We start from the raw sequence: 23865 nt of genomic DNA on the forward strand, positions 1-23865 counted from the left end.
TTAGCCGGATTCACGACTGCTTCGCAGCCGAACGCAGCCTCGCAAGCTCGACAGCTGCTACGGCGAACGCACAAAGAGTGCGTTGCGGCTGAACTGACCGGCATTAGCCCCTGAGCGCCCGTTACTGCATCGGCGTTCAATAACCCTGCGCGCGATCGATCTCGCCGAGCATCGGCTCACCCCGTTGATGCCGGCGGATGTTCTCCAGCAATACCCCGAACGCGCTTTCCGGCTGGGTCATCGCGGCGATATGCGGTGTCAGCAGAATCTGCGGGTGGTGCCAGAACGGATGATCTACCGGTGCCGGTTCCTGTTGCAGCACATCAAGGACTGCGCCGCTCAAGTGCCCGCTGTCCAGCGCTTCCAGCAGATCCTCTTCGATCAAATGCCCACCACGGCCCATGTTGATCAGCGCCGCGCCCTTGGGCAGTTGCTCAAACAGGTTGCGATCAAGAATGCCCTGGGTCTGTTCGGTCAGCGGCAACACACACAACAGAATGTCGCACTGGCTGAGGAACGCCGACAGTTGCGCGTTGCCGGCATAGCAATCGACCCCCGGAATGTGATGGGCACTGCGCGCCCAGCCAGACAAGGCAAAGCCCAGCGGTTGCAAGGTCGCCAGAATCTGCTGCGCCTGGGCGCCGAGCCCCATGACCCCGACCCGACGTTTGGCCGCCGGTTGCAGCAAGTGCGCCTGCCAGCAGCGGGCCATTTGTTGCTGGCGGTAGCGCAGCATGTCGCGGTGCAGGCTGAGTACGGCAAAAGTCGCGTATTCGCACATGCCACGGGTGATGCCCGGATCCAGCAGACGCACCACCGGCAAGCTCGCCGGCAAGCGACCGAGGTCGAGTTGATCGACGCCGGCGGACAAGGCAAACAGCACTTGCAGATTCGGCAGCACAACGTCGAGATCGTCAGGTGCCTGCCACGCGGCCAGGTATTGAATGTCCTTCGGGTCGCCGATGTCCGGCCAGGCGCGCCATTCAATATCCGGGGCGTGTTCGGCAAACAGCGCTTGCCACTGTTTGCCGCGCACAGGGTCAGCTTTATACAGCAGGGCCATGGGCATTTCCTGAAAGGTGAAGGGAGTTGATCCGAATTTCTCAGGGGGCAAGTTCGGCGTAGTTCGTTTCGCGCAAGCCTTAACCTGAACACCATCGCAACCACTTCCCGGTTGCCGGACTCACGATGGGAAATGCCATGAATAGCAAAGTCGACGAAACCCCTCATTTGCTCCGTCAGCGCGATCAATTCGTGCCACGTGGCCTGGTTACCGCGCATCCGTTGGTGATCGATCGGGCCCTGGGTTCAGAATTGTGGGACGTGGACGGCAAGCGCTACCTGGACTTTGTCGGCGGTATCGGTGTGCTTAACATCGGTCACAACCACCCGAAGGTGGTCGCGGCGGTGCAGGCGCAGTTGCAAAAAATCTCCCACGCCTGTTTTCAGGTGGTGGCCTATAAGCCTTATCTCGACCTGGCCCAGCGCCTGTGCGAAATGATCGGCGGCCAGGACGCTTATAAAGCAGCGTTCTTCACCTCCGGCGCCGAAGCGGTGGAAAACGCGGTGAAGATTGCCCGCGCCCACACCAACCGCTCGGCGGTGATCGCCTTTCGTGGTGGGTTCCATGGCCGGACCTTGCTCGGCACCACGCTGACCGGCATGAGCCAGCCGTATAAACAGAACTTCGGGCCGTTCGCGCCGGAGGTTTTCCACACTCCGTATCCGAATGCCTATCGCGGCGTCACCAGCGACATGGCGCTCAAGGCACTGGACGAGTTGTTGGCGACCCAAGTGGCGCCTGAGCGGGTCGCGGCGATCATCATCGAACCGGTGCAGGGCGATGGCGGTTTCCTTGCGGCACCGGCGGAGTTTCTTCAGGCCCTGCGCGCGCTGACTGAAAAGCACGGCATCGTGCTGATCCTCGATGAGATCCAGACCGGTTTCGGGCGTACCGGCAAATGGTTCGGTTTCCAGCACGCCGGGATTCAGCCGGATCTGGTCACCGTGGCCAAGAGCCTGGCCGGCGGTTTGCCGCTGTCCGGTGTGGTCGGCAAAGCCGAGATCATGGACGCGCCATTGCCAGGCGGCCTCGGCGGTACTTACGGCGGCAACGCGCTGTCGTGCGCGGCGGCGCTGGCGGTGATCGAAGCCTACGAGCAAGAGCAGTTGCTGGCCCGTGGCGAAGCGTTGGGCGAGCGTCTGCGTCAGGGACTGTTGCGCTTGCAGGCCCGTTACCCACGGATCGGCGACGTGCGCGGCAGCGGCTTCATGCTGGCGATCGAGCTGATCAAGGATGACGAGGCACGGACCGCAGATGCCGACCTCAACCAACGACTGATCGATGAAGCCCGGGCCGGTGGCCTGTTGGTAATCAAGTGCGGCGTGCAACGCAACGTGTTGCGCTTCCTCGCGCCACTGGTGACCAGCGAAGCACAGATCGATGAAGCGTTGCAGATTCTCGACGCGGCACTGGCACGAGTCTTGAACTGAGCTCACGCCAGCTCACGGGCGCTGCCACACGGCATCGCCCGTGAGCATTTATGGAGCATGGATTGATGGAATGCATCATCGGAGGCTTTACACACCATGGGGCTGACTGATTATCGAGCGTTGCTGATCGATTGCGATGAGGTGCTGGTGGATCGCGATTCCGGAGTCTGGGCGGCGTTGCAGCCGCTGCTCGACAGCCGTGGCGGTCACCCGGACAAGGCACAGGTGCTGGCCGAATTCAGCGAGGTGGTGCGGGCGCTGTACCCGCGTTTCGGCGAGTTGGGCTTCAGTGGTTTGCTGTGTTTCGCCCACCGTCAATTGGCCGAGCGCTGGGCGTTGAAAGCCAGTTGGGAGGAGGGCATGAGCTTCGCCCGGTCCGTCGTCGGCTGGTCGTTGTTCGAGGATGCACCCGGCGCCATGCTGTACTTGCGCAAGTTTTATCGCCTGCTGGTGCATGGCGACCGTGACGCCGAAGATCGCGGCCTGCTGTGCGAACGCCTGGGGATCATGCCCGACGATTTTATTTCCCTGGCAAGCGACCCATTGCAGGACCATGACTGGCTGGCGGCCAATGACCTTGATGCCAACACCATCCTCCAGGTAACCCGGCCTGGCGCCCGGCAACCGGGGGCGGGGGCGGTCTGCCTGATCTGTCGCGGCCGGGCCAGACAACCGTCGCCGTGCGCGGCGGATTACTGCATTAACAGCATGGCGGATCTGGTGGCTCAGCATCAGCTGTCTTTACGGCGCTGATTTTGCTAGAAGATTGTCTTACAAACGGCAGTCAAGAGGTACGCAATGGAAGGTTTAGTAAAACTGGACCGAATCGACATCAGCATCCTGGTTGAGCTGCAAAAGGACGGGCGCATGACCAACGTCAGCCTGGCCGATGCCGTGGGCCTGTCGGCCAGCCCCTGCCTGCAACGGGTCAAGCGGCTGGAGTCGGCCGGGTATATTTCCAGCTACAAGGCTCACCTGAACCTGGCCAAGATCACCGACTCGGTCACGGTGTTCACCGAGATCACCTTGAGCGACCACAAGCGCGAAGACTTCGCCAAGTTCGAGTCCAATATCCGTCTGGTCGACGAAGTGCTCGAATGCCACCTGATCAGCGGTGGCTACGATTACCTGGTACGCTTCATGACACGCAGCATCCAGCATTATCAGGAAGTGGTCGAAAGCCTGCTGGACAAGAACATCGGCATCTCCAAGTATTTCAGCTACATCGTCATCAAGTCACCCGTACTGAAGGACGGCGTGCCGCTGCGCAAATTGTTGCGGCACTGAAGCTGACTCCACATCCCCCATTCCCTTGCAGCCTGCCGCGCCTTCGAAAGAGGCGCGCGACGGGCTCTGTGTAGCAGCTGCCGAGCAGCGCGAGGTGGCGTTCGGCTGCGTAGCAGTCGTAAACCCTGAATGCACGGTGTACCTGACGGATCGCAGTGACTGATTTTGCGGCTGCTTCGCCGCCGAACGCCGCCTCGCGCTGCTCGACAGCTGCTACGGAGAATTCGGTTTGGGCATGCACCTCAATCGGACATCGGGGCCGCACAACCGCTTCAACACGCTTCATGCTGGCGCAGGCCGTATAAACCGCTGTTTACGCGGCGAAAACAGTCTTCGTTTGCGTTACGGGCGATGAATTCGGAACAAAGCGCAAAATCGCCTGCGTTGTAATGCGTTCAGAGAGAGGGGCAGGTCGTTGCACGGTTTCAGTTCAACACTGTCGTTCTATCGAAAGGAAGGTCAGGTACCCTTGCCGCGGGCGCCGTCGCAGCTGCCGGCATCGGAAGTTGCCAGGCTGAAGAAACAGGGCTGAGCCAGCGGTAGTCCACTGACCAAGACATGAGTGACTGATATGACCCTATCCACAAGCGTGGCAGGGCAGGCGGGAAGTGTTTCCCCTGCGYTGGCCACCAGCGTTGCCAAAACCAACACCCGGATGTTGGCCATCGATGCCTTGCGCGGCTTCGTCATGCTGTTGATGCTCATCGACCATGTGCGCGAAACCTTTCTGCTGCACCGTCAGGTCACCGACCCGATCGATGCGCTGAGCGTGACCCCGGACCTGTTCTTCACCCGCCTGCTGAGCACCCTTTGCGCCCCGGTGTTCATCTTCCTCACCGGGTTGTCGGCCTGGCTCTACAGCCAGAAACACACGGCCAGTGAAACCTCGGTGTTTCTGCTCAAGCGCGGGCTGTTCCTGGTGTTTCTGGAGCTCACATTCGTGTGCTTTGCCTGGAACGCCGAGTTCCCGCCCAAGACGCTGTGGCTGCAAGTGATCTGGTGCATTGGCATTTGCATGATCGTGCTTGCCGGGTTGCTGCACTTCAAGCGCGGTTGGCTGATCGTGCTCGGGGTGGCCATTGTCGCCGGGCACAACCTGCTCGATGGCGTGACCGTGGGGCCGGAGTCGCCGTTCTTCGTGCCGTGGTCGATCCTGCATCAGCGCGTATTCATCGACATCACCGAGTTCACCCGGGCTCGCACCACGTACCCGGTGTTGCCGTGGATCGGCGTAATCCTGCTGGGCTGGGCCATCGGGCCGTGGTTCGGCAAGGACATGGACCCGGCAGAGCGGATTTCCCGCTTGCTCAAAGTCGGTTTCGGCCTGCTGGCGGCGTTTGTGGTCATCCGCTATCTGAACGTTTACGGCGAGAAACCCTGGGTGCAGACCGGTGATTCGCTGCGCACCTTCATGAGTTTCATGAGCGCGAAGAAGTACCCGCCGTCACTGATGTTCCTGATGCCGACCCTTGGCCTGGGGCTGATTCTTCTGGCGTTGTTCGAGAAGGCCCAGGATCGTTGGTCCACCGCGACCCTGGCGGTCTACGGTGGTGCGCCGATGTTCTTCTATTTGCTGCACCTGTATGTGCTCAAGGCCATGTACCTGGTGGCCGTTGCCATCTGGGGCGCCAATCAGGGCACCTATTACGGCTTCGATAACCTGCCCATGGTCTGGCTGTGGAGCGTGATTCTCGGGGTGCTGCTGTTCTTCCCGACGCGCTGGTTCGCCAACCTCAAGCAGCGCCGTCGCGACATTGCGATTCTCAAATACCTCTGATTCAAAGACTTTGCTGAATTCAGCACAAACACCTGTGGGATCGCTGCACCGCCGCTCCCACAGTTCTCTATTTGACGGCATACACCTTGCGCACATACCGCGTACTGCTCCAGGCGCACGGTGCGCCTTGCGGCACGAACACGGTGTCACCGGGGTTGACCGTTACGCTGGTTCCATCCGGCGCCTGCAAAGTCACGCTGCCTTCGAGCAGGTGCATCAGCTCGTTGAGTTTGTGCGCTCGGCCATGGCGGGTGTACGGAGTCGAATCCCACACGCCGACGCGCAGATCAGTGGCGTCATCTTCGAAGGCATTGCGCGAGCGACACTGCGGCGTAGGCCCGATCAGTATCTGCGGTTCCGGTGCCGCCGAAGGGGACAGCATCGCCAGCGGGTCGAGCGCTGTCAGCCCCGGTTTCTGTTCGGCGCTGGGGCTGGTGACGGCGCAGAAGGCCCAGCACGTATCGGGTTGTGCCTCAAACCTGAGCGCTGTGCCGCGACCGATCACGGCGCTGGTACCGATGCCCAGTTCCAGCACCTGTTCCCCRGATTGCAGCACGACGCGCCCGGCATGGACCACGATCACTTCGGTGTGCGGGAAGTGCTCGATATCGACGGTTTTGCTGGTGTGAACAAGGCCCGCCGAGACGCCGTCGGACCCAATGTAGGCGATCTGACGACCGTCCATGAACGGATCGATGGAACTCAAGGGCGCTGCCTTGAAAGACGTAGAAACGCGGCTGCCGTCGGCGCGGGCCAACAGCACAATGGTGGGTTGAGACATGGGGGTGACGCTCCCTGCAAATGGGGGGTAGAAAGTGATGGAAGGCGCTCGCTTCATCGCGCGCCGGGATCAGCCGATGGCTTGGGTGACGAGGGCAAATTGGCGTACGCCGTTGGCCGCTTGCGGCGGTGTACCCCGTGCCATTTGCGCCACGGTGTCGACCTGTTTGAGACCGGCCAGCTCCAGCCACTCGCTCAAACCACTGTCCGCTGGAATGTCGATTCGCACGAAAGCGTCCGGCACCTGGGCCAGCAACACGGCGATCAGGTGTTTGGCCTGTTCAAGATTTTCGGCGATGACCGGGCCGAGGCAACGACCGCGACCAAACGGGCGCAGCAGGGCGAAGGCACGCAACTGACCGTCGCGCTCGATGCCTACCGAATGCTCGGCCACCGCAAACAGCTCCGTGAGCACCGCTTGCCGGTCCAGACCACTGCCGGCGTTGGCCAGTGCCAGTTGAGGAGCCCGATCCGTCGCCTGTAACGGGCGGCATTCCTCACCGTCCGCCAGTGGTTCAAGCGCGGGCACCTGGGCCAGGCCTTGATGCTGCTGAATTCGTCCGTACTCGACAAACCCCTGGCTGGCATAAAGCGGCGCACCGGCGAGGGTCGCATTGAGCATCGGCGTGCGCGACTGGCAGGCCTCCAGTGCGTGCTCCATCAATCGACGGCCGATGCCCTTGCCCTGATAGTCGTCACTGACAATCACCAGACCGATGGTGGCGAAGTCGCCTTGCCGGCAGGCGAATGCGGTACCGATTAAACGCGGGCCATCGAGCACCACGAAACCTTCGCTGACCCGCTGCAACATCGCCCAGTCTTCCAGGCGATGAGGCCACTTCAACTCAACAGACAAGGCATGGGCCGAAGGCAAATCAGCAGCGGTCATCGGCCGATAGACATAAGCGGAAGGGTGCGAGGCGGACATGATGAATCTCCGTTTTACAGTGTGCGCGATCAACCGGTTTTCCGGCGCGAGGATGCCTGTATCCCATCTGTGTGAAGGCCTGACAAGGGGGGCGGAAGGATTCGGCAGATTCCTCACATCAAAGGCCTGCAGACCACACTTACTACTTAATTGCCCCATAAGGTCGGCAGCAAATGCTTGGGCTTTTTTTCTACGATGGAGGCCTGAGTAAACGCCTCGCCGTCCCTTTCTGGAGTGCTCCATGGATAGCTTCGATCCTCGCCTTATCGCTGTGCGCAGCGCTCACTTTATTGCTGGCAAATACCGCGACGCCCAACCGGGGCTGGAGGTGGTTCGCCCTTCAGACGGTCAGGCCTATGCCCAGTTGCCGATCGCCGATGCCGACCTGGTGGATGAGGCGGTCAACGATGCCTGGCAGGCGTTTAACCGCAGCGATTGGGCCAGCCGTCCGCCCCGGGAACGGGCACGGGTCATGCGTCGCTGGGCCGATCTGATCGAAGCCGATATCGCCGTGCTGGCGCCGCTGGAAGCGGTGGGCTCGACCCGTCCGCATAAAGATGTGATCGCCTGGGACATTCCTTATGTCGCCGAGGGCATTCGTTTCTTTGCCGAACTGGCGGACAAGCACGGCGGCCAAGTCGCGGCGACCCAGACCGATCGCCTGGGCATGCAGATCGCTGAACCGTACGGCGTGATCGCCGCCATCGCGCCGTGGAATTTCCCCTTGAGCATGGCTTCATGGAAAGTCGCGCCGGCGCTGGCTGCCGGCAATGCCGTGGTGCTCAAGCCGTCGGAGCTGACGCCGTTTTCCAGCCTGCGCTTTGCCGAACTGGCGCTGCAGGCGGGCATTCCTGCCGGGATTTTCAACGTGGTTCAGGGCGATGGCCGCGTCACTGGCGACGCCTTGTGCCGTCATCCACGGGTGGGCAAGGTAACCTTTACCGGCTCCACGGCGACCGGCTCGAGCATCATGTCCACTTGCGCATTGGTGGGGCCGAAACCGGTAACGCTGGAGCTGGGCGGCAAGAGCCCGCAACTGGTGTTCGCCGACGTGCCGGACATCGCGAAAACCGCGCGCACCGTGGCGCTGGCCATCACCGGCAATGCCGGGCAGGTGTGCGTGTCTGGTTCGCGGTTGTTGATCGAGCGCTCGATCATGGAACCGTTCGTTGCGCACTTGCAGGCGTACTTCGAGGAATTGCGCCCGGGGCCGACCTGGTCGTCCGAGAGCACGCTGTCGCCGATCATTTCCCGGTTGCAGGCCAGCCGTATCGACGGCATCGTCCAGCGTTCGCGCCAGGCCGGGGCCGAAGTGCTGACTGGCGGTGGTTTGTTTGAAGGGCTGGGCGGTGCCTATTACCAGCCGACCTTGCTGGCTGGCCTGGACAATCAGAACCCGGCGATCTGTGAAGAAATCTTCGGCCCGGTGCTGACGGTGCAGGCGTTCGATGACGAACAGCAGGCACTGAGCCTGGCCGCGCACGCCACCTACGGCCTGGCGGCGGGCGTGCACACCGCCGACATCAACCGCGCCCTGCGACTGGTCCGGCGGCTGGAGGCGGGCACGGTGTGGGTCAACCGCTATGGACGCAGCAACGACTACATCCTGCCGACCGGCGGCTACAAACGCTCCGGCATCGGCAAGGACCTGGGGCGCGAAGCCTTCGAAGCCAACTTGCGCTTCAAGAGCGTGCTGATCGATATCGTCCAATAACACGGCCCCCGTAGCAGCTGCCGAGCAGCGCGAGGCGGCGTGAGGTCTGCCGTGAATGGGGGCGTTCGTCAGCCTCGCATAGCCATGAAGGTCCATAAGGGCGCATAAATACGGGGGTTGCCCAAGGCTGGAGCGAGCCGCAAAGTCTGCTGAGGGGGCAGGCTAAAACGGTGGTTTGTATCAAGCACAGGTCGCTTTTAACGCCATCTGCTGATTTCACGGTGTTGTAATGACGGTGTGCTGCAGCGTTGCATCGCCGCTCCCGAAACGCAGCGAATACCTGTCGCGCCATGACCTCAACGAACTTCAGGACCGCACTCAATGAGCTTTCTACGCCCCAAATTCATTACGTTCGACTGCTACGGTACGCTGACCAATTTCCACATGGGCACGATGACTCGCGAACTGTTCGCCGACCGCGTGGCGCCCGAGCAGATGGATCAGTTCGTCAAGGACTTCTCGGCCTATCGCCTGGACCAGGTCATGGGTGACTGGATGCCGTATGACGAAATCCTCAAGACCTCCCTGGCGCGGGTCTGCAAGCGTTGGGGTGTCGAATACCGTGGCGAAGGCCAGCTGTATTACGACGCCGTGCCGACCTGGGGCCCGCACCCGGACGTGCCGGCCGGTCTGTCGAAAATCGCCGACAAGATCCCCCTGGTGATTTTCTCCAACGCCAGCAACAGCCAGATCATGTCCAACGTCGACAAGCTCGGCGCACCGTTTCACAAAGTCTTCACCGCCGAACAGGCCCAGGCCTACAAGCCGCGCCTGGCCGCGTTCGAGTACATGCTCGACAACCTCAACTGCGGCCCGGAAGACATCTTGCATGTGTCTTCCAGTTTCCGTTACGACCTGATGCCGGCCCACGACATGAAGATCAAGAACAAGGCCTTCGTCGCCCGCGGTCACGAGGTTCCGGGCAATGCGTTCTACGGCTACCAGCAGATCACCGACATCGGTGGACTGGCGGCGCTGGTCGGTCTCTGAGTTGAACGGTAACGGCGCTCTTCACGGAATAAGGGGTTAGACATGGGCAGTGAATCCTACTGGCTCGACACCGCACCGGCGTTTACCGGTGCTCAGCTCGGCGCATTGCCCGGGCAGGTCGACGTGGCCATCGTCGGTGGCGGTTTCACCGGCCTGGCGGCGGCTCGCGCGCTGGCCTTGAAGGGCGCCAGTGTGGTGGTGCTGGAAGCCGGGAGAGTGATCGGCGAAGCCTCCGGGCGCAACGGCGGCCAATGCAACACCGGCGTTGCCCAGGACTATGCCGGGCTGAGTGCCAGCCTCGGTGCCGACAAGGCGCGGGCCTATTACCAGGCCTATGAAAGCGCGGTGCAGAGCGTTGTGTCCCTGGTGGAGCAGGAGCAGATCGCTTGCGACCTCAAGCGCAACGGCAAGCTCAAACTGGCGGCCAAACCGCTGCACTACGAAGGCCTGGCGCGCACCTGCGAATTGATTCGCAAGGAGGTCGATGCCGAGGTCGAGTTGCTGAACGCCGAACAGACTCGCGCCGAAGTGAATTCGGCCCAGTTCCATGGCGGCTTGCTGCAGCGCAACGGTGTGCAGATGCATGTCGGGCGTTTCGGCGTCGGTCTGGCTGAGGCTGCGGCGCGTCACGGCGCGCTGATCTATCAAGGTACGTCGGTGACGGACTGGAAGGCCCAGGCCGGCGGTTATCGGGTCAACACCGCCAAGGGTTCTTTGCACGCCGGGCAAGTATTGCTGGCGACCGGCGCTTGTCAGCACGGTGGCCTGGGCTGGTATCGGCGGCGGATCGTGCCGGTCGGCAGTTTCGTGATCGCCACTGAGGTGCTGCCGCAGTTCCTCATCGATCAGTTGCTGCCCGGTCGGCGTGCCTATGTCACCAGTCGCATGATCGGTAACTACTTTCGCCTGACCCCGGACAACCGCTTGCTGTTCGGCGGACGTGCGCGGTTCGCGATGTCCGACAGCGTGTCCGACGCCAAGAGCGGCAAGGTGCTGCAAGCGGCGATGGTGCAGATGTTCCCGCAGTTGGCCAAGGTGAAAATCGACTATTGCTGGGGCGGGCTGGTGGACATGACCTCCGACCGTTTGCCTCGCGCCGGCCAGCATGGCGGGGTTTATCACTCCATGGGCTACAGCGGCCATGGGGTGCAGATGTCGGTGCACATGGGCCAGGTGATGGCCGAGGTGATGGCCGGCAAAGTCGAGGCCAATCCCTGGCGCGAACTCGACTGGCCAGCGATTCCCGGGCATTTCGGCAAGCCGTGGTTCTTGCCGTTCGTGGGCGCTTACTACCGCCTCCAGGACTATTTGCATTGAGTTGATGTTGTGGCGTCACCGTCGTTTGCGTTTCCAGGACGTTCCGGTCAACCGGAGCACTCGAATCTTCTGATTTTCGACAGGTACAACTGATATGACTGACAACAAGATCGACTCGAAACTGATTTCCGGCCAGGACAGCCTGCGGGTATTCGAAGGCCTCAATCGTGGCATGTCGCGCCGCCACGCCTTGCAGATGCTCGGCGTGGCGGGTGTTGCCGCAGCGGGTGCCGGCAGCCTGTTCGGCGCCGCCGGCAAACTGTTCGCTGAAGAAGCAGCGACCCCGGGCAAAGGCAAGCCGGGCGGGCGGATTCGCGTCRCCGGCATGTCCAGCTCCACCGCCGACACCCTGGACCCGGCCAAGGGCGCGCTGTCTACCGACTACGTGCGTCACTTCATGTTCTACAACGGCCTGACTCGTTTCGACAGCCACCTGGTGCCGCAACTGGAACTGGCCGAGCGCATCGATAACACCGATGCGACGCTGTGGATCATCACCCTGCGCAAGGACGTGACCTTCCACAACGGCAAGACCMTGAGCGCCGCCGACGTGGTGTTCTCGCTGTCGCGCCACAAAGACCCGCTGACCGGTTCCAAGGTCATGCCGCTGATGGCGCAGTTCGAAGAGATCAAGGCCACCGGCACCCACGAAGTGCAGATCCGCCTGAGCGCGCCGAACGCCGAGCTGCCGTCGATCCTCGCCGTGTCGCACTTGTTGATCGTTCCCGAAGGCACCACCGACTTCAACCAGGGCATCGGCACCGGGCCGTTCACGGTCAAGGAATTCAAACCGGGCGTACGCTCGATTGCCGCGCGCAACACCGGCTACTGGAAACCGGGCCTGCCGTACCTGGACGAGATCGAATTCATCGCGATTGCCGACGAACCGTCACGAGTCAACGCGCTGCTGTCGGGCGACGTGCACATGATCAACGAGGTCAACCCACGCTCGACCACACGGATCAAGGCCAGCGCCAAACACCGGGTCGTCGATGCGCCGTCGGGCAACTACACCGACCTGATCATCCGTCAGGACCAGATGCCGGGTAAAAGCGCCGAATTCACTCAGGCGATGAAGTATTTGCTGGACCGTGAGCAAGTGAAGTCCGCGGTGTTCCGTGGCTTTGCCGTCGTCGGTAACGACCATCCGATTTCCCCTGGCTCGCGCTACTACAACGCCGACCTGCCGCAGCGGGCCTACGACCCGGAAAAAGCCAAATTCCTGCTGAAGAAGGCCGGCATGGAAAGCATCAGCATGCCGCTGGTGGCATCGCCTGCCGCGACCGGTTCGGTGGACATCGCCGTGCTGTTGCAGCAATCGGCGAAACAGGCCGGGCTCAAGCTCGACGTCAACCGCCTGCCCAGCGACGGCTACTGGTCCAACCACTGGATGAAGCACCCGCTGAGCTTCGGCAACATCAACCCACGGCCGAACGCCGACGTGATGTTCTCGCAGTTCTTCCAGTCCAGCGCGCCATGGAACGAGTCGGGCTGGAAGAACGATCAGTTCGACCAACTGCTGATGCTCGCCCGCGGTGAAACCGACGACGCCAAGCGCAGCAAGATGTACGCCGACATGCAGGCCCTGGTGCATGAACACTGTGGCATCGGCGTGCCGGTGTTCATTAGCAACATCGACGGTGTCGACCAGCGCATCAAGGGCTACGGCAGCAACCCCCTCGGCGGTTTCATGGGCTACATGTTCGCCGAACAGGTCTGGCTCGATGCCTGATCGGCCGCACACGGGCGTCAGCGGGGCTATTGCATGAGGGTAGGGCGATGAATAGCAACACACTGTGGTTGATCGGCCGGCGCCTGGGCGCGGCGATCGTGACTTTGTTGATCGTGTCTATGGTCGTGTTTGCGATCACGGCGGTATTGCCGGGGGACGCGGCGCAACAGGCACTCGGGCAATTCGCCACGCCGGAACAGGTGGCGGCCTTGCGCCTGAAACTGGGGCTGGATCAACCCGGTGTGGTGCGTTACCTGCATTGGTTGATGAACCTGCTGAGCGGCGACATGGGGCAATCGGTGTCCAATGCCTTGCCGGTCAGCGAGCTGATGGCCGGGCGGGTGCCCAACACACTGATGCTGGCGGCCGTCACGGCGCTGGTGTCGGTGCCGGTGGCGCTGATCATCGGCATCGGCTCGGCCATGGGCCGGGGCGGGCGCATGGACAGTGTCCTCAGCTTCATCACCCTGGCTCTGGTCGCCGTGCCGGAGTTTCTGGTGGCGACCCTGGCAGTGCTGATCTTTGCGGTGAACCTGGGCTGGCTGTCGGCGCTGTCCTATGCCAGCGACATCACCTCACCTTGGCAATTCATGCGCACCTACGCCTTGCCGGTGATGACTCTGTGCTGCGTGATTGTCGCGCAAATGGCGCGCATGACCCGGGCGGCAGTGATCGATCAGCTCGACAGCGCCTATGTGGAAATGGCCCGGCTCAAGGGCGTGAGCCCGGTACGGATCGTGTTGCGCCATGCCTTGCCCAACGCCATCGGGCCGATTGCCAATGCCATCGCCCTGAGCCTGTCGTACCTGCTGGGCGGGGTGGTGATCGTCGAGACGATCTTCAACTACCCCGGCATCGCCAGCCTGATGGTCGATGCCGTGACCAACCGTGACATGGCGCTGGTTCAGGCCTGCACCATGCTGTTTTGTACGGCGTACCTGGGGTTGGTGCTGATTGCCGACCTGTGCGCGATTCTTTCCAATCCGAGGCTGAGAAACCAATGAACGATCTCATGGCGAAATCGGCGCCTGCCGGGCCCGAGCTGGCATTGGGCAAGGTTGCCCATGGACCGTCGTGGCTTGGCCTGGTCGGGGCGGCGATGTGTGTGATCTGGCTGCTGGTGGCTATCTTCGGTCCGTGGCTGGCGCCGCACCCGGTGGGTGAAGTGGTCTCCGATAACGTGTTCGACAGCCTCAGCGCGGCTTACCCGTTGGGCACCGATTACCTGGGCCGCGACATGCTCAGCCGCATTCTCGTCGGCGCGCGGTTCACCGTGGGGCTGGCGCTGATTTCAGCGGTGTTGGCCAGCACGCTGGGGACCGGATGTGCGCTGCTGTCGGTGGTGTCGCCGAAATGGCTGGACGAAGTGATCAGCCGTTTGATGGATGCCTTTATATCCATCCCGAGCAAGATGCTGGCGTTGATCATGGTCTCGGCGTTCGGTTCTTCGGTGCTGTTGCTGATTTGCACCGCTGTGCTGAGCTTCACCCCAGGCGCGTTCCGCATCGCCCGCAGCATGGCGGTGAACATCGAAGCGCTGGAATACGTGCAAGTCGCCCGCACCCGTGGCGAGCGCCGGTTGTACATCGCCTGTGTGGAAATCCTGCCGAACATGCTCAACCCGGTGCTGACCGATCTGGGGCTGCGCTTCGGCTTCATCGTGCTGCTGCTCAGTGGCATGAGCTTCCTTGGCCTCGGTGTGCAACCGCCGGATGCCGACCTCGGTTCGCTGGTGCGCGAGAACATCGGCGGCCTCAATCAGGGCGCGCCGGCCATCGTGATTCCGGCGCTGGCCATCGGCACCCTGACCATCGGCGTGAATCTGTTCATCGACCGACTGTCGTCACGGCGTAGTCGACGTACGGGAGGTCATTGAAATGAGTGATTTGATTCGAGTCGAAGACCTGCGCGTGGTCGCTTGCGGCGAGCGTGGCGAAGTGGAGATCGTCAAAGGCGTGAGCTTCTCCCTGGCCAAAGGTGAAGTGCTGGCGTTGATCGGTGAGTCCGGCTCCGGCAAGACCACCATAGCGCTGGCGTTGCTCGGCTATGCCCGACGCGGTTGTCGATTGGCGTCCGGCGTGGTGCAAGTCGGCGAGCACGACATGCTGGCGTTGAGCGAAGGCGAGCTGCAAGGCCTGCGCGGCAATCGGGTGTCGTACATTGCCCAGAGCGCCGCCGCTGCGTTCAACCCGGCGAAAAAACTGATCGATCAAGTGGTGGAGGGCGCATTGATTCACGGCCTGGGTAGCCGGGCCGTGCTGGAAGCCAAAGCCATCGAACTGTTCCGCGATCTGGCCTTGCCGGATCCCGATCACATTGGCCAGCGTTACCCGCACCAAGTATCCGGCGGGCAGTTGCAACGGGTAATGGCGGCCATGGCGCTGATCAGCGATCCGCTGCTGGTGGTGCTCGACGAGCCGACCACCGCCCTCGACGTGACGACGCAGATCGACGTGCTGCGCGCCTTCAAGCGGGTGGTCCGCGAGCGTGGCGCGACGGCGGTTTATGTGTCTCATGATTTGGCGGTCGTAGCGCAAATGGCCGATCAGATTGTGGTGCTCAATGGCGGGCAGATTTTCGAGCAGAGCGCCACCGCGCCGTTGCTCAAGGCTCCGGCCCATGAATACACCCGCAGCCTGCTGCTGGCGGCCCGCCCGGACACGACGATCCGCCCACCTTGCGGCATCGCTGAAGAAACACCGCTGCTGACCATCCAGGGGCTGACCGCCGGTTACGGCAACAAGAACCTGCAAGGCATGCCGTCGATTCGTGTGCTGGAAGATATCGACCTGACCGTGCGCCGGGGCCAGGCCATTGGCGTGATCGGTGAGTCGGGTTCCGGCAAGTCGACCCTGGCGCGGGTGGTGGCCGGGTTGCTGACGCCGGCCTTGGGCGGCCTGACCTTCGATGGCCAGCCACTGGGCGGCAGCCTGTCCGAGCGCACCGATGAGCAGTTCCGCCGGATTCAGATGGTGTTCCAGAATGCCGACACTGCGCTCAACCCGATGCACAGTGTCAGCACTATTCTGAGCCGTCCGCTGAAAATGTACTTTGGCCTCAAGGGCGCCGCGCTGCGCGAGCGTATCGGCGAACTGCTGGACCTGGTGCGCTTGCCGCGCGCCATGGCCGAACGCCGTCCGAATGAGCTCTCCGGCGGGCAAAAACAGCGGGTCAACCTGGCCCGTGCCCTGGCGGCCAAACCGGACCTGATCCTCTGCGACGAGGTGACCTCGGCGCTGGACACCGTGGTCGGCGCGGCGATTCTCGAACTGCTGCGCGACCTGCGTCAGCAACTGGGCGTGTCCTACCTGTTCATCAGCCATGACATTTCCACGGTGCGCGCGCTGTGCGACGACATTGTGGTGATGTACAGCGGCCACAAGGTTCAGGCCGGCAGCCGGCAGGCGTTTGCCCAGGCACCGTTCCATCCCTACACCGACCTGTTGATCCATTCGGTGCCGGAACTGCGTCAGGGCTGGCTGGAAAACTGCGGCACCACCTGCGGCACGCTGCCGCCGATTGGCGCCAAGGCCAATGTGCCAGAGCTGTGCACCTTTCTCAGTCGCTGCCCGGTGCGGGTCGACGGCCTGTGCAATCGCACCGCGCCGAACCGGCGGATCATCGACGGCGGTAGCGAAATTCTTTGTCATCACGACAGTGCCGAGTTGCTGAAAACACAGCAGGGTTTATCCACCATGAGCCTGGGAGCTTATGCATGAAAGGGCGTTTTGTGAGGCTGGCCGAGCAGGGCCGGCCGACCGTCAAGCTGACGGTGGACGGTTCGCCCATTGAGGCGTTGCAGGGCGACACATTAATGGTCGCGTTGCTGACCCAGGGCTCGGCGCTGCGCCAATCGGAATTCGACTCGGGCCGCCGCGCCGGTTTCTGCCTGATGGGCGCCTGCCAGGATTGTTGGGTCTGGACCCGCAGTGGCGAGCGTTTGCGCGCCTGTTCCAATGAAGTCCGCGAAGGGCTGGACATCGTCACCACACAACCGGAGGCAATATGGCCACTGCACGGCTGAGCGCTCAACGAGTGGTTATTGTCGGCGCCGGGCCGGCCGGCATTCGCTGTGCCGAAACGCTGCTGGCGGCTGGCTTGAAACCGATCCTGATCGATGAGAATCGCCGGGATGGCGGGCAGATCTACCGTCGCCAGCCCGAAGGTTTTACCCGGGACTACGCCACCCTGTATGGCACCGAAGCGGCCAAGGCCAAGAATCTGCACCAGAGTTTCGACCGATTGCGCGGGCAAATCGACTACCGCCCCGACACGCTGGTGTGGAACCTGACGCCAGGGCAATTGTGCTGCGTCAGCCAGGGCAAGCACTCGACGGTGGATTACGATGCGCTGATCCTCTGCACCGGTGCCACCGACCGCTTGATGCCGATTGAAGGCTGGCAGTTGGCAGGCACCTACAGCCTCGGCGGGGCGCAAATCGCGCTCAAGTCCCAGGCGGTTTCCATCGGCCACCGCGTGGTGTTCATGGGCAGCGGGCCGTTGCTGTATCTGGTCGCCAGCCAATACGTCAAAGCAGGCGCCAATGTGGCGGCGGTGCTCGACACTTCACCCCTCAGCAAGCGCATCGCGGCAGTGCCGAAGCTGATGGCGCGTCCGGGATTGCTGTTCACCGGGATGAAGTTACTGGCGCAGTTGTACCGGGCGAAAATCCCGGTGCATCTGGGGATTTCGCCGCTTCAGGTCCAAGGCGATGCAGCCAGCGGCGTCAGTGGTGTGCGGGTGCGTACCGCGCGCGGTGAGACGTTAACGGTGGATTGTGATGCTGTGGCGTTGGGTTATCACTTGCGCCCGGAAACCCAACTGGCCGATCTGGCCGGTTGTCGCATGCGCTTCGATGAGGCCTCCAGCCAGTGGTGGCTGGCCGTCGATGAAGAGGGCCGCACCTCGGTCAACGGTGTGTATGCCGCCGGGGACGGTTCGAAGATTCGCGGCGCCGATGCCGCCGAGCACGCCGGGCGTCTGGCGGCGATGGCGTTGCTGGAAGATCTGCAGCAACCGGTGAACGCCGGTTTGCGTGACGAACAACGGCACGCGCTGGCGGTGATGGATGAGTTTCGCCTCGGCCTGGCCCAGGCGTTTCCCTGGCCGACGGCGCAAGCCAAAGCCTTGCCGGATTCAGCCATCGTCTGTCGCTGCGAGATGATCAGCGCCGGCGAGTTGCGCCGTACCGTGAGCGAGAAGGGGGCCTGTGAAGTCAATCGGGCCAAGGCCTTCAGCCGGGTCGGCATGGGCCGCTGCCAGGGGCGTTATTGCTCCCAGGCCGGGGCCGAAGTGATCGCGGCGGCGGCAGGCGTCAGCGTGCAACAGGTCGGTCGGCAGCGTGGACAGGCACCGGTCAAACCCCTTTCGATGCTCACCGAGGAGGTGTCGCCATGACGCTACACAAAGCCGATGTAGTGATTGTTGGCGGCGGCCTGATGGGCTCGGCGGCGGCGTTTTTCCTGCGCCAGCGCGGGCAGTCGGTGATTCTGCTGGAGCGCGACCAGATTGGTCAGTACGCCAGCGGTGTGAACTTCGGCAACGTCCGGCGTCAGGGACGCTTCCTCGGTCAACTGGAATTGGCCAACCGTTCCTGGGCGCTGTGGAAACGCTTGCCAGAGCTGATCGACGACGACCTCGAATTCATTGCCAGCGGGCACATGCGCGTGTGTTACCGCGAGGATGAAATCCCTGAACTGGAAGCCTATGCGGCAGCGCCCGAGGCGGCGCAGCTGGATTTGAAAATCTATCGTGGCGCCGAGCTGCACCAGCGCTTTCCGTTCCTCGGGCCGGACGTGAAGGGCGGTTCTTACGCGCCCCACGATGGCCACGCCAACCCGCGTTTGGCCGCGCCGGCGTTTGCCCGGGCTGCCCGCCGCCTCGGGGCGCGGATCGAGGAACAGACTGAAGTCGCTGAAGTGCAGAAAATTGCCGGCGAGTTCACGGTGACCACCACCGACGGTCGCAAGTTCGGCGCCGAGCGCTTGCTGATCACCGCCGGCGCCTGGGGCCAGAAACTCTCGGCGCAGTTCGGCGAACCGGTGCCGCTGGATACCAACGGCCCACAAATGGCCGTGACCGAACCGGTGCCGTACGCCTTGCCAACGGTGATCGGCGTGTACACCAAGATCCCCGAAGAAGTGATCTACTTCCGCCAGATCCCGCGCGGCAACATCATCATCGGTGGCGGCTACCGCAGCAAACCGGACATGCTCAACCGCCGCGCCTATGTCGAGCCGCGCAGCATTCTTAATCAGATGGACCAGATGCGTCGCCTGCTACCGGGCGTCGGCAACCTGAACATCATCCGTGTGTGGAGCGGCATTGAAGGCTACTTGCCCGATTCCCTGCCGGTGATGGGCCCCAGCGGCAACGTTGACGGTTTGTATTACGCGTTCGGCTTCTGCGGTCATGGCTTCCAGCTCGGCCCAGGCGTCGGCGACGTGATGGCCGAACTGATCAGCACCGGCAGCACCAGCACTTCGATTGAGCCGTTCTCGATCCGCCGGTTCACCCCTTCAGCCGAGCAACGGACAACCGAGCAAAGGAGCAGGGCCTCATGAAACCCCGTGTACTGGATATTCTCAAACGCCTGATGGCCTTCGACACCGTGTCTTCAGAGTCGAACATGGCCCTGATCGAGTACGTACGCGACTTGCTGCTGACCAAGGGCATCGAGTCACTGATCGTCAAGGACGAAACGGGTAAAAAGGCCAACCTGTTCGCCAGCACCGGCCCTAAAGAGTTACCAGGCATTCTGTTGTCCGGCCACACCGACGTAGTACCGGCGGCGGGGCAGGCCTGGACCTTGCCGGCGTTTGAGGCGACGGTGCAGGACGGGCGGATCTACGGGCGTGGCAGTTGCGACATGAAGGGGTTTATCGCGTTGGCCATCGACGCCATGCTCGATGCCGCCGACCATTCGTTGAGCCGACCGCTGCAAATCGCCTTGTCCCATGACGAAGAAACCGGCTGCGTCGGTGTACGACGTTTACTCGACGTGCTGCACCTGGCGCCGGTACGGCCGTTTTTGTGCCTGATCGGTGAGCCGACCAACATGCAGTTCGTGCTGGGGCACAAGGGCAAGGGGTCTTACCGCACTTATTGCCGTGGCCTGGAAGCGCATTCCTCGTTGGCGCCGCGTTCGGTCAATGCGATTCACGTGGCCTGCGATTTCATCGCGGCTCTGCGTCAGAGCCAGCAGCAACTGCAAGAGCAGGGCGCACAGGATGCCGATTACGACGTGCCTTACAGCACCGTGCACGTCGGGCAGATTGTCGGCGGCAAGGCGCTGAACATCGTGCCGAACCTGTGCACCCTGGATTTCGAGGTACGTAACTTGCCGGCGGACGATCTGGATCAGTTCCTGGAGCAGATGCGCGAGCGTGCCGAAGTGATCGTGCGCGAGGCGAAAAAGCTGTCCAGCGTGGCAGACATCGAGATCGAAACCCTCAACGTCTATCCGGGCCTCGATACCCATCCGAGCGTTGAAGCGGTGCGCTTCCTGAAAAACTTCGCCGCGCCGGACACCGGCACCGCCAAAGTCTCGTTCGGCACCGAGGGCGGGTTGTTCAAGCAGCGTCTGGACGTACCGGTGGTGGTCTGCGGCCCGGGCTCGATCGAACAGGCGCACAAGCCGGACGAGTTCATCGAGATCAGCCAGATGCAGGCTGGGGAGCGGTTTCTGGAGGGATTGCTGGGTTCCCTGAAACTTTGAGATCGTCAAGATCTTTTGATTTGTGCTTGCCGGTAGAGCCTGCCGTCCCACCGCGAATTTCAGCATCCAACACTGCCCATCAAACGCTTTCAGCATCCTCATCCGTGGCACCTCCCTAGACTGGAAATGTCTCGGATCAGGACTCGACCATGCTCAAGAATCGTTTGAAAGACCCCAGCCTTCTGGCAGAACTCGCTTATGTGGACGGGCAGTGGATCGGCGCCGATAACGCCGCGACCCTGGACGTCATCGACCCGGCCACCGGCCAGTTGCTTGCCCGGGTGCCGGCCATGCAGGGCGCAGAAACCCGACGCGCCATCGAAGCCGCCGAGCGGGCCTGGCCCGCGTGGCGCACACGCCCGGCAGCAGAACGGGCGGCGCTGCTGGAGCGCTGGTATCAGGCGATGATCGACAACCTCGACGACCTCGCCTTGATCATGACCTGCGAGCAGGGCAAACCGCTGAACGAAGCCAAGGGTGAAATCCGCTACGGTGCCGGGTTCGTCAAATGGTTCGCCGAAGAGGCCCGCCGGGTCTACGGCGAAACCATACCGGCCCCCAGCGGCGACCGCCGCCTGCTGACCCTCAAGCAACCGGTCGGCGTGTGCGCCGCGATCACCCCGTGGAATTTCCCCAACGCGATGATCACCCGCAAGTGCGCGCCGGCCCTGGCCGCCGGGTGCCCGATCATCGTCAAACCCTCGGACTTGACCCCGCTGTCGGCCCTGGCCCTGGCAGTACTCGCCGAACGCGTCGGCATTCCGGCCGGGGTGTTCAACGTGCTGACCGGCATGCCCGCCGGCATCGGCGAAGAACTGACCGGCAATCCGACGGTGCGCAAGATCTCCTTCACCGGCTCCACTGCGGTCGGTCGGCTGCTGATGCGTCAGAGCGCTGAGCACATCAAGCGCTTGAGCCTGGAACTGGGCGGCAACGCGCCGTTCATTGTGTTCGACGACGCCGACCTGGAGCAGGCGGTAACCGGGATCATGCTCAGCAAATTTCGCAACGCCGGGCAGACCTGCGTCTGCGCCAACCGCATTCTGGTGCAGGATGGCATCTACGAACGTTTCGCCCAGCGACTGGTGGAGGAGGTGGGCAAACTCAAGGTCGGCAATGGCCTGGACGCCGACGTGACCATCGGCCCGCTGATCAACCCGGCGGCGGTGAGCAAGGTCGCCCGGCACATCGACGATGCCCTGAGCCAGGGCGCGCGTTTGCTCTGCGGCGGCATTCCCGAGGGTGACAACCAGTTCGTTCAGCCGACCGTCCTTGGCGACACCCACGCCGACATGTTGCTGGCCAACGAAGAAACCTTCGGCCCGGTGGCGCCGTTGATGCGGTTTACCTCTGAGGCCGAAGCGCTGGCCTTGGCCAATGCCACGCCTTACGGCCTGGGCGCCTACTATTTCACTCAGGATTTGCGCCGTTCCTGGCGGTTCGGCGAGGCGCTGGAGTTCGGCATGGTCGGCCTCAACACCGGGCTCATTTCCATGGAAGTCGCGCCGTTCGGCGGCATCAAGCAGTCTGGGCTGGGCCGTGAAGGCAGCAAGTACGGGCTGGATGAATACCTTGAAGTCAAAGCTTTCCACATCGGCGGGCTGTAATTAACGGACACGGGGGCACGATTGATGAGCAAGACATTCAGAATCGCCGCGATTGCCGGCGATGGCATCGGCAAGGAAGTCCTGCCGGAAGGGTTGCGGGTACTGGAGCAAGCCGCGAAGAAGTGGCAGTTGGAGCTGAGCATCGAAGTGCTCGACTGGGCTCACTGCGATTACTACCTGGAACACGGGAAAATGATGCCCGACGATTGGTTCGACCAGCTCAAGGGGTTCGATGCGATCTACTTTGGCGCCGTCGGCTGGCCGGACAAGGTGCCGGACCACATTTCTTTGTGGGGCTCACTGCTGAAGTTTCGTCGCGACTTCGACCAATACGTGAACATTCGCCCGGTACGTCTGTTTCCCGGCGTGCCGTGCCCGCTGGCCGGGCGCAAACCGGGGGACATCGATTTCGTGGTGATCCGCGAGAACACCGAAGGCGAGTATTCCTCGGTCGGCGGCAAGATGTTCGAAGGCACCGAGCATGAGTTCGTGCTGCAAGAGTCGGTGTTCACCCGGCGCGGCGTGGACCGGATTCTCAAGTTCGCCTTCGACCTGGCCCAGACCCGACCGCGCAAACGCCTGACGGCGGCAACCAAGTCCAACGGGATTTCCATCAGCATGCCGTACTGGGACGAACGCACGGCATTGATGGCCGCGCAGTACCCGGACATCACTTGGGACAAACRGCACATCGACATCCTGTGCGCGCGTTTTGTACTGCAACCGGACCGGTTCGATGTAGTGGTGGCGTCGAACCTGTTCGGCGACATTCTGTCCGACCTGGGACCTGCCTGCGCAGGCACCATCGGCATTGCGCCGTCGGCCAACCTCGATCCCGAGCGGCGTTTTCCATCGCTGTTCGAACCGGTGCACGGCTCGGCCCCGGACATCTATGGGCGCAACATCGCCAACCCGATCGCGATGATCTGGTCCGGTGCGTTGATGCTGGATTTTCTGGGCAATGGCGATGAGCGTTATCGCGCCGCGCACGACGGGATTCTGCAGGCGATCGAACGGGTGATTGCAGAAGGGCCAATCACCCCGGACCTGGGCGGGCAGGGCTCGACTCAGGAGGTCGGCAAGGCGATCGCGCAAGCGCTTTAAAGCCTGCGACGCACTCCTTGTGTAGCAGCTGTCGAGCCTGCGAGACTGCGTTCGGCTGCGCAGCAGTCGTGAAATCGGGCACTGCGGTGTTTCAGCTAAACCGTGGACAGGATTTACGACGACTTCGTCGCCGATCGCAGCCTCGCAGGCTCGACAGCTGCTACGGCCGAACGCAGGGGATCAGTCTTCCTTGCGAATCGTGGCCACGTCATCGGCGCGGACTTTCACTTTCGCCCCGGAAATATCTTCGAATTCGAAGAAGCCATCCTTGCCCTTGGTGTTCGGCATGTCCTTGGTCAAATACTGGGTGCCGTTCTGCAGGGTCACGACCGTTGGCGTCGAGCAACCGGTCAGGGCCAGAAAGGCCGCTGCCGCCAGAGGCAAACCCAGAGTCTTGATATTCATACACACCTCCATCA

General features: G+C 62.4%; 21 protein-coding genes. 17 read left to right on the forward strand and 4 right to left on the reverse strand.

Annotated elements, in window-relative coordinates:
* Positions 1-136: 136 nt before the first annotated feature.
* On the reverse strand, positions 137-1063 hold the full coding sequence (locus AC1DIS_RS23410; RefSeq protein ID WP_026286404.1) for a 2-hydroxyacid dehydrogenase: 927 nt from the start codon (positions 1061-1063) through the stop codon (positions 137-139).
* Between the two features lie 137 nt (positions 1064-1200).
* On the opposite strand from AC1DIS_RS23410, the gene gabT reads away from it, so the two are divergent.
* The 4 genes from gabT (at position 1201) to AC1DIS_RS23430 (ending at position 5557) form a co-directional block, all read left to right on the forward strand.
* On the forward strand, positions 1201-2493 hold the full coding sequence (gene gabT, locus AC1DIS_RS23415) for a 4-aminobutyrate--2-oxoglutarate transaminase (RefSeq protein WP_204123552.1): 1293 nt from the start codon (positions 1201-1203) through the stop codon (positions 2491-2493).
* Between the two features lie 96 nt (positions 2494-2589).
* The gene (locus AC1DIS_RS23420; RefSeq protein WP_064617999.1) at positions 2590-3246 is read left to right on the forward strand and encodes an HAD family hydrolase; all 657 of its coding nucleotides are present in this window, start codon (positions 2590-2592) and stop codon (positions 3244-3246) included.
* A 45-nt stretch (positions 3247-3291) separates the two neighbouring features.
* Positions 3292-3780, forward strand: coding sequence for an Lrp/AsnC family transcriptional regulator (locus AC1DIS_RS23425; RefSeq protein ID WP_003174918.1), 489 nt, complete (start codon positions 3292-3294; stop codon positions 3778-3780).
* A gap of 571 nt (positions 3781-4351) precedes the next feature.
* A complete protein-coding gene (locus AC1DIS_RS23430; RefSeq protein ID WP_477743079.1) occupies positions 4352-5557 on the forward strand; it encodes an acetyltransferase domain-containing protein in 1206 nt (401 codons plus the stop codon).
* Between the two features lie 67 nt (positions 5558-5624).
* Here the strand turns inward: AC1DIS_RS23430 and AC1DIS_RS23435 are convergent, their stop codons facing one another.
* A complete protein-coding gene (locus tag AC1DIS_RS23435; protein WP_477743080.1) occupies positions 5625-6338 on the reverse strand; it encodes a cupin domain-containing protein in 714 nt (237 codons plus the stop codon).
* A 69-nt stretch (positions 6339-6407) separates the two neighbouring features.
* Complete coding sequence (locus AC1DIS_RS23440) at positions 6408-7265, reverse strand: GNAT family N-acetyltransferase (protein ID WP_192350543.1); 858 nt, start codon at positions 7263-7265, stop codon at positions 6408-6410.
* A 241-nt stretch (positions 7266-7506) separates the two neighbouring features.
* Between AC1DIS_RS23440 and AC1DIS_RS23445 the strand changes: the two genes are divergently transcribed.
* The 13 genes from AC1DIS_RS23445 (at position 7507) to AC1DIS_RS23505 (ending at position 23446) form a co-directional block, all read left to right on the forward strand.
* Positions 7507-8979, forward strand: coding sequence for an aldehyde dehydrogenase family protein (locus tag AC1DIS_RS23445; RefSeq protein ID WP_477743081.1), 1473 nt, complete (start codon positions 7507-7509; stop codon positions 8977-8979).
* Positions 8980-9300: 321 nt separating this feature from the next.
* Positions 9301-9969 carry a haloacid dehalogenase type II gene (locus AC1DIS_RS23450; protein WP_018925987.1) on the forward strand — a complete coding sequence of 223 codons (669 nt, stop codon included), beginning with the start codon at positions 9301-9303 and terminating at the stop codon, positions 9967-9969.
* A 42-nt stretch (positions 9970-10011) separates the two neighbouring features.
* Positions 10012-11286 carry an NAD(P)/FAD-dependent oxidoreductase gene (locus AC1DIS_RS23455; RefSeq protein ID WP_064617988.1) on the forward strand — a complete coding sequence of 425 codons (1275 nt, stop codon included), beginning with the start codon at positions 10012-10014 and terminating at the stop codon, positions 11284-11286.
* Positions 11287-11380: 94 nt separating this feature from the next.
* Positions 11381-13018, forward strand: coding sequence for an ABC transporter substrate-binding protein (locus AC1DIS_RS23460; RefSeq protein WP_477781109.1), 1638 nt, complete (start codon positions 11381-11383; stop codon positions 13016-13018).
* 47 nt (positions 13019-13065) lie between these two features.
* Positions 13066-14022, forward strand: a complete 957-nt coding sequence (locus tag AC1DIS_RS23465; protein WP_018925984.1) for an ABC transporter permease — start codon at positions 13066-13068, stop codon at positions 14020-14022.
* On the forward strand, positions 14019-14894 hold the full coding sequence (locus AC1DIS_RS23470) for an ABC transporter permease (protein ID WP_018925983.1): 876 nt from the start codon (positions 14019-14021) through the stop codon (positions 14892-14894). Before AC1DIS_RS23465 ends, AC1DIS_RS23470 begins: the two co-directional genes overlap by 4 nt.
* A 1-nt stretch (position 14895) precedes the next feature.
* Positions 14896-16737 (forward strand): ABC transporter ATP-binding protein, encoded by a 1842-nt coding sequence (locus AC1DIS_RS23475; RefSeq protein WP_477743083.1) that lies wholly within the window; start codon positions 14896-14898, stop codon positions 16735-16737.
* Positions 16734-17042 carry a (2Fe-2S)-binding protein gene (locus AC1DIS_RS23480; protein WP_018925981.1) on the forward strand — a complete coding sequence of 103 codons (309 nt, stop codon included), beginning with the start codon at positions 16734-16736 and terminating at the stop codon, positions 17040-17042. The genes AC1DIS_RS23475 and AC1DIS_RS23480 overlap by 4 nt, the downstream gene beginning before the upstream one ends.
* Positions 17024-18415, forward strand: coding sequence for an FAD/NAD(P)-dependent oxidoreductase (locus AC1DIS_RS23485; protein ID WP_258614378.1), 1392 nt, complete (start codon positions 17024-17026; stop codon positions 18413-18415). Before AC1DIS_RS23480 ends, AC1DIS_RS23485 begins: the two co-directional genes overlap by 19 nt.
* A complete protein-coding gene (locus AC1DIS_RS23490; protein WP_477743084.1) occupies positions 18412-19581 on the forward strand; it encodes an NAD(P)/FAD-dependent oxidoreductase in 1170 nt (389 codons plus the stop codon). Before AC1DIS_RS23485 ends, AC1DIS_RS23490 begins: the two co-directional genes overlap by 4 nt.
* Positions 19578-20735, forward strand: a complete 1158-nt coding sequence (argE, locus tag AC1DIS_RS23495) for an acetylornithine deacetylase (protein ID WP_019578987.1) — start codon at positions 19578-19580, stop codon at positions 20733-20735. Before AC1DIS_RS23490 ends, argE begins: the two co-directional genes overlap by 4 nt.
* A 149-nt stretch (positions 20736-20884) precedes the next feature.
* A complete protein-coding gene (locus AC1DIS_RS23500) occupies positions 20885-22342 on the forward strand; it encodes an NAD-dependent succinate-semialdehyde dehydrogenase (RefSeq protein ID WP_477743085.1) in 1458 nt (485 codons plus the stop codon).
* A 24-nt stretch (positions 22343-22366) separates the two neighbouring features.
* Entirely contained in the window at positions 22367-23446 is a 1080-nt protein-coding gene (locus tag AC1DIS_RS23505; RefSeq protein WP_477781110.1) for a tartrate dehydrogenase, read from the forward strand.
* Between the two features lie 180 nt (positions 23447-23626).
* On the opposite strand, the gene AC1DIS_RS23510 is transcribed toward AC1DIS_RS23505, so the two are convergent.
* Positions 23627-23851: a YgdI/YgdR family lipoprotein gene (locus tag AC1DIS_RS23510; protein ID WP_018925975.1), complete on the reverse strand. Its 225-nt coding sequence runs from the start codon at positions 23849-23851 to the stop codon at positions 23627-23629.
* Positions 23852-23865 lie beyond the last annotated feature (14 nt).

It is taken from the genome of Pseudomonas sp. 05N433 (assembly GCF_056396925.1).

Coding starts and splice junctions, on each gene's coding strand:
- AC1DIS_RS23440 (WP_192350543.1), bottom strand. CDS start 7,265: ATGTCCGCCTCGCACCCTTCCGCTTATGTCTATCGGCCGATGACCGCT.
- AC1DIS_RS23500 (WP_477743085.1), top strand. CDS start 20,885: ATGCTCAAGAATCGTTTGAAAGACCCCAGCCTTCTGGCAGAACTCGCT.
- AC1DIS_RS23480 (WP_018925981.1), top strand. CDS start 16,734: ATGAAAGGGCGTTTTGTGAGGCTGGCCGAGCAGGGCCGGCCGACCGTC.
- AC1DIS_RS23490 (WP_477743084.1), top strand. CDS start 18,412: ATGACGCTACACAAAGCCGATGTAGTGATTGTTGGCGGCGGCCTGATG.
- AC1DIS_RS23485 (WP_258614378.1), top strand. CDS start 17,024: ATGGCCACTGCACGGCTGAGCGCTCAACGAGTGGTTATTGTCGGCGCC.
- AC1DIS_RS23455 (WP_064617988.1), top strand. CDS start 10,012: ATGGGCAGTGAATCCTACTGGCTCGACACCGCACCGGCGTTTACCGGT.
- AC1DIS_RS23470 (WP_018925983.1), top strand. CDS start 14,019: ATGAACGATCTCATGGCGAAATCGGCGCCTGCCGGGCCCGAGCTGGCA.
- AC1DIS_RS23410 (WP_026286404.1), bottom strand. CDS start 1,063: ATGGCCCTGCTGTATAAAGCTGACCCTGTGCGCGGCAAACAGTGGCAA.
- argE (WP_019578987.1), top strand. CDS start 19,578: ATGAAACCCCGTGTACTGGATATTCTCAAACGCCTGATGGCCTTCGAC.
- AC1DIS_RS23420 (WP_064617999.1), top strand. CDS start 2,590: ATGGGGCTGACTGATTATCGAGCGTTGCTGATCGATTGCGATGAGGTG.
- AC1DIS_RS23425 (WP_003174918.1), top strand. CDS start 3,292: ATGGAAGGTTTAGTAAAACTGGACCGAATCGACATCAGCATCCTGGTT.
- AC1DIS_RS23510 (WP_018925975.1), bottom strand. CDS start 23,851: ATGAATATCAAGACTCTGGGTTTGCCTCTGGCGGCAGCGGCCTTTCTG.
- AC1DIS_RS23465 (WP_018925984.1), top strand. CDS start 13,066: ATGAATAGCAACACACTGTGGTTGATCGGCCGGCGCCTGGGCGCGGCG.
- AC1DIS_RS23450 (WP_018925987.1), top strand. CDS start 9,301: ATGAGCTTTCTACGCCCCAAATTCATTACGTTCGACTGCTACGGTACG.
- AC1DIS_RS23475 (WP_477743083.1), top strand. CDS start 14,896: ATGAGTGATTTGATTCGAGTCGAAGACCTGCGCGTGGTCGCTTGCGGC.
- gabT (WP_204123552.1), top strand. CDS start 1,201: ATGAATAGCAAAGTCGACGAAACCCCTCATTTGCTCCGTCAGCGCGAT.
- AC1DIS_RS23445 (WP_477743081.1), top strand. CDS start 7,507: ATGGATAGCTTCGATCCTCGCCTTATCGCTGTGCGCAGCGCTCACTTT.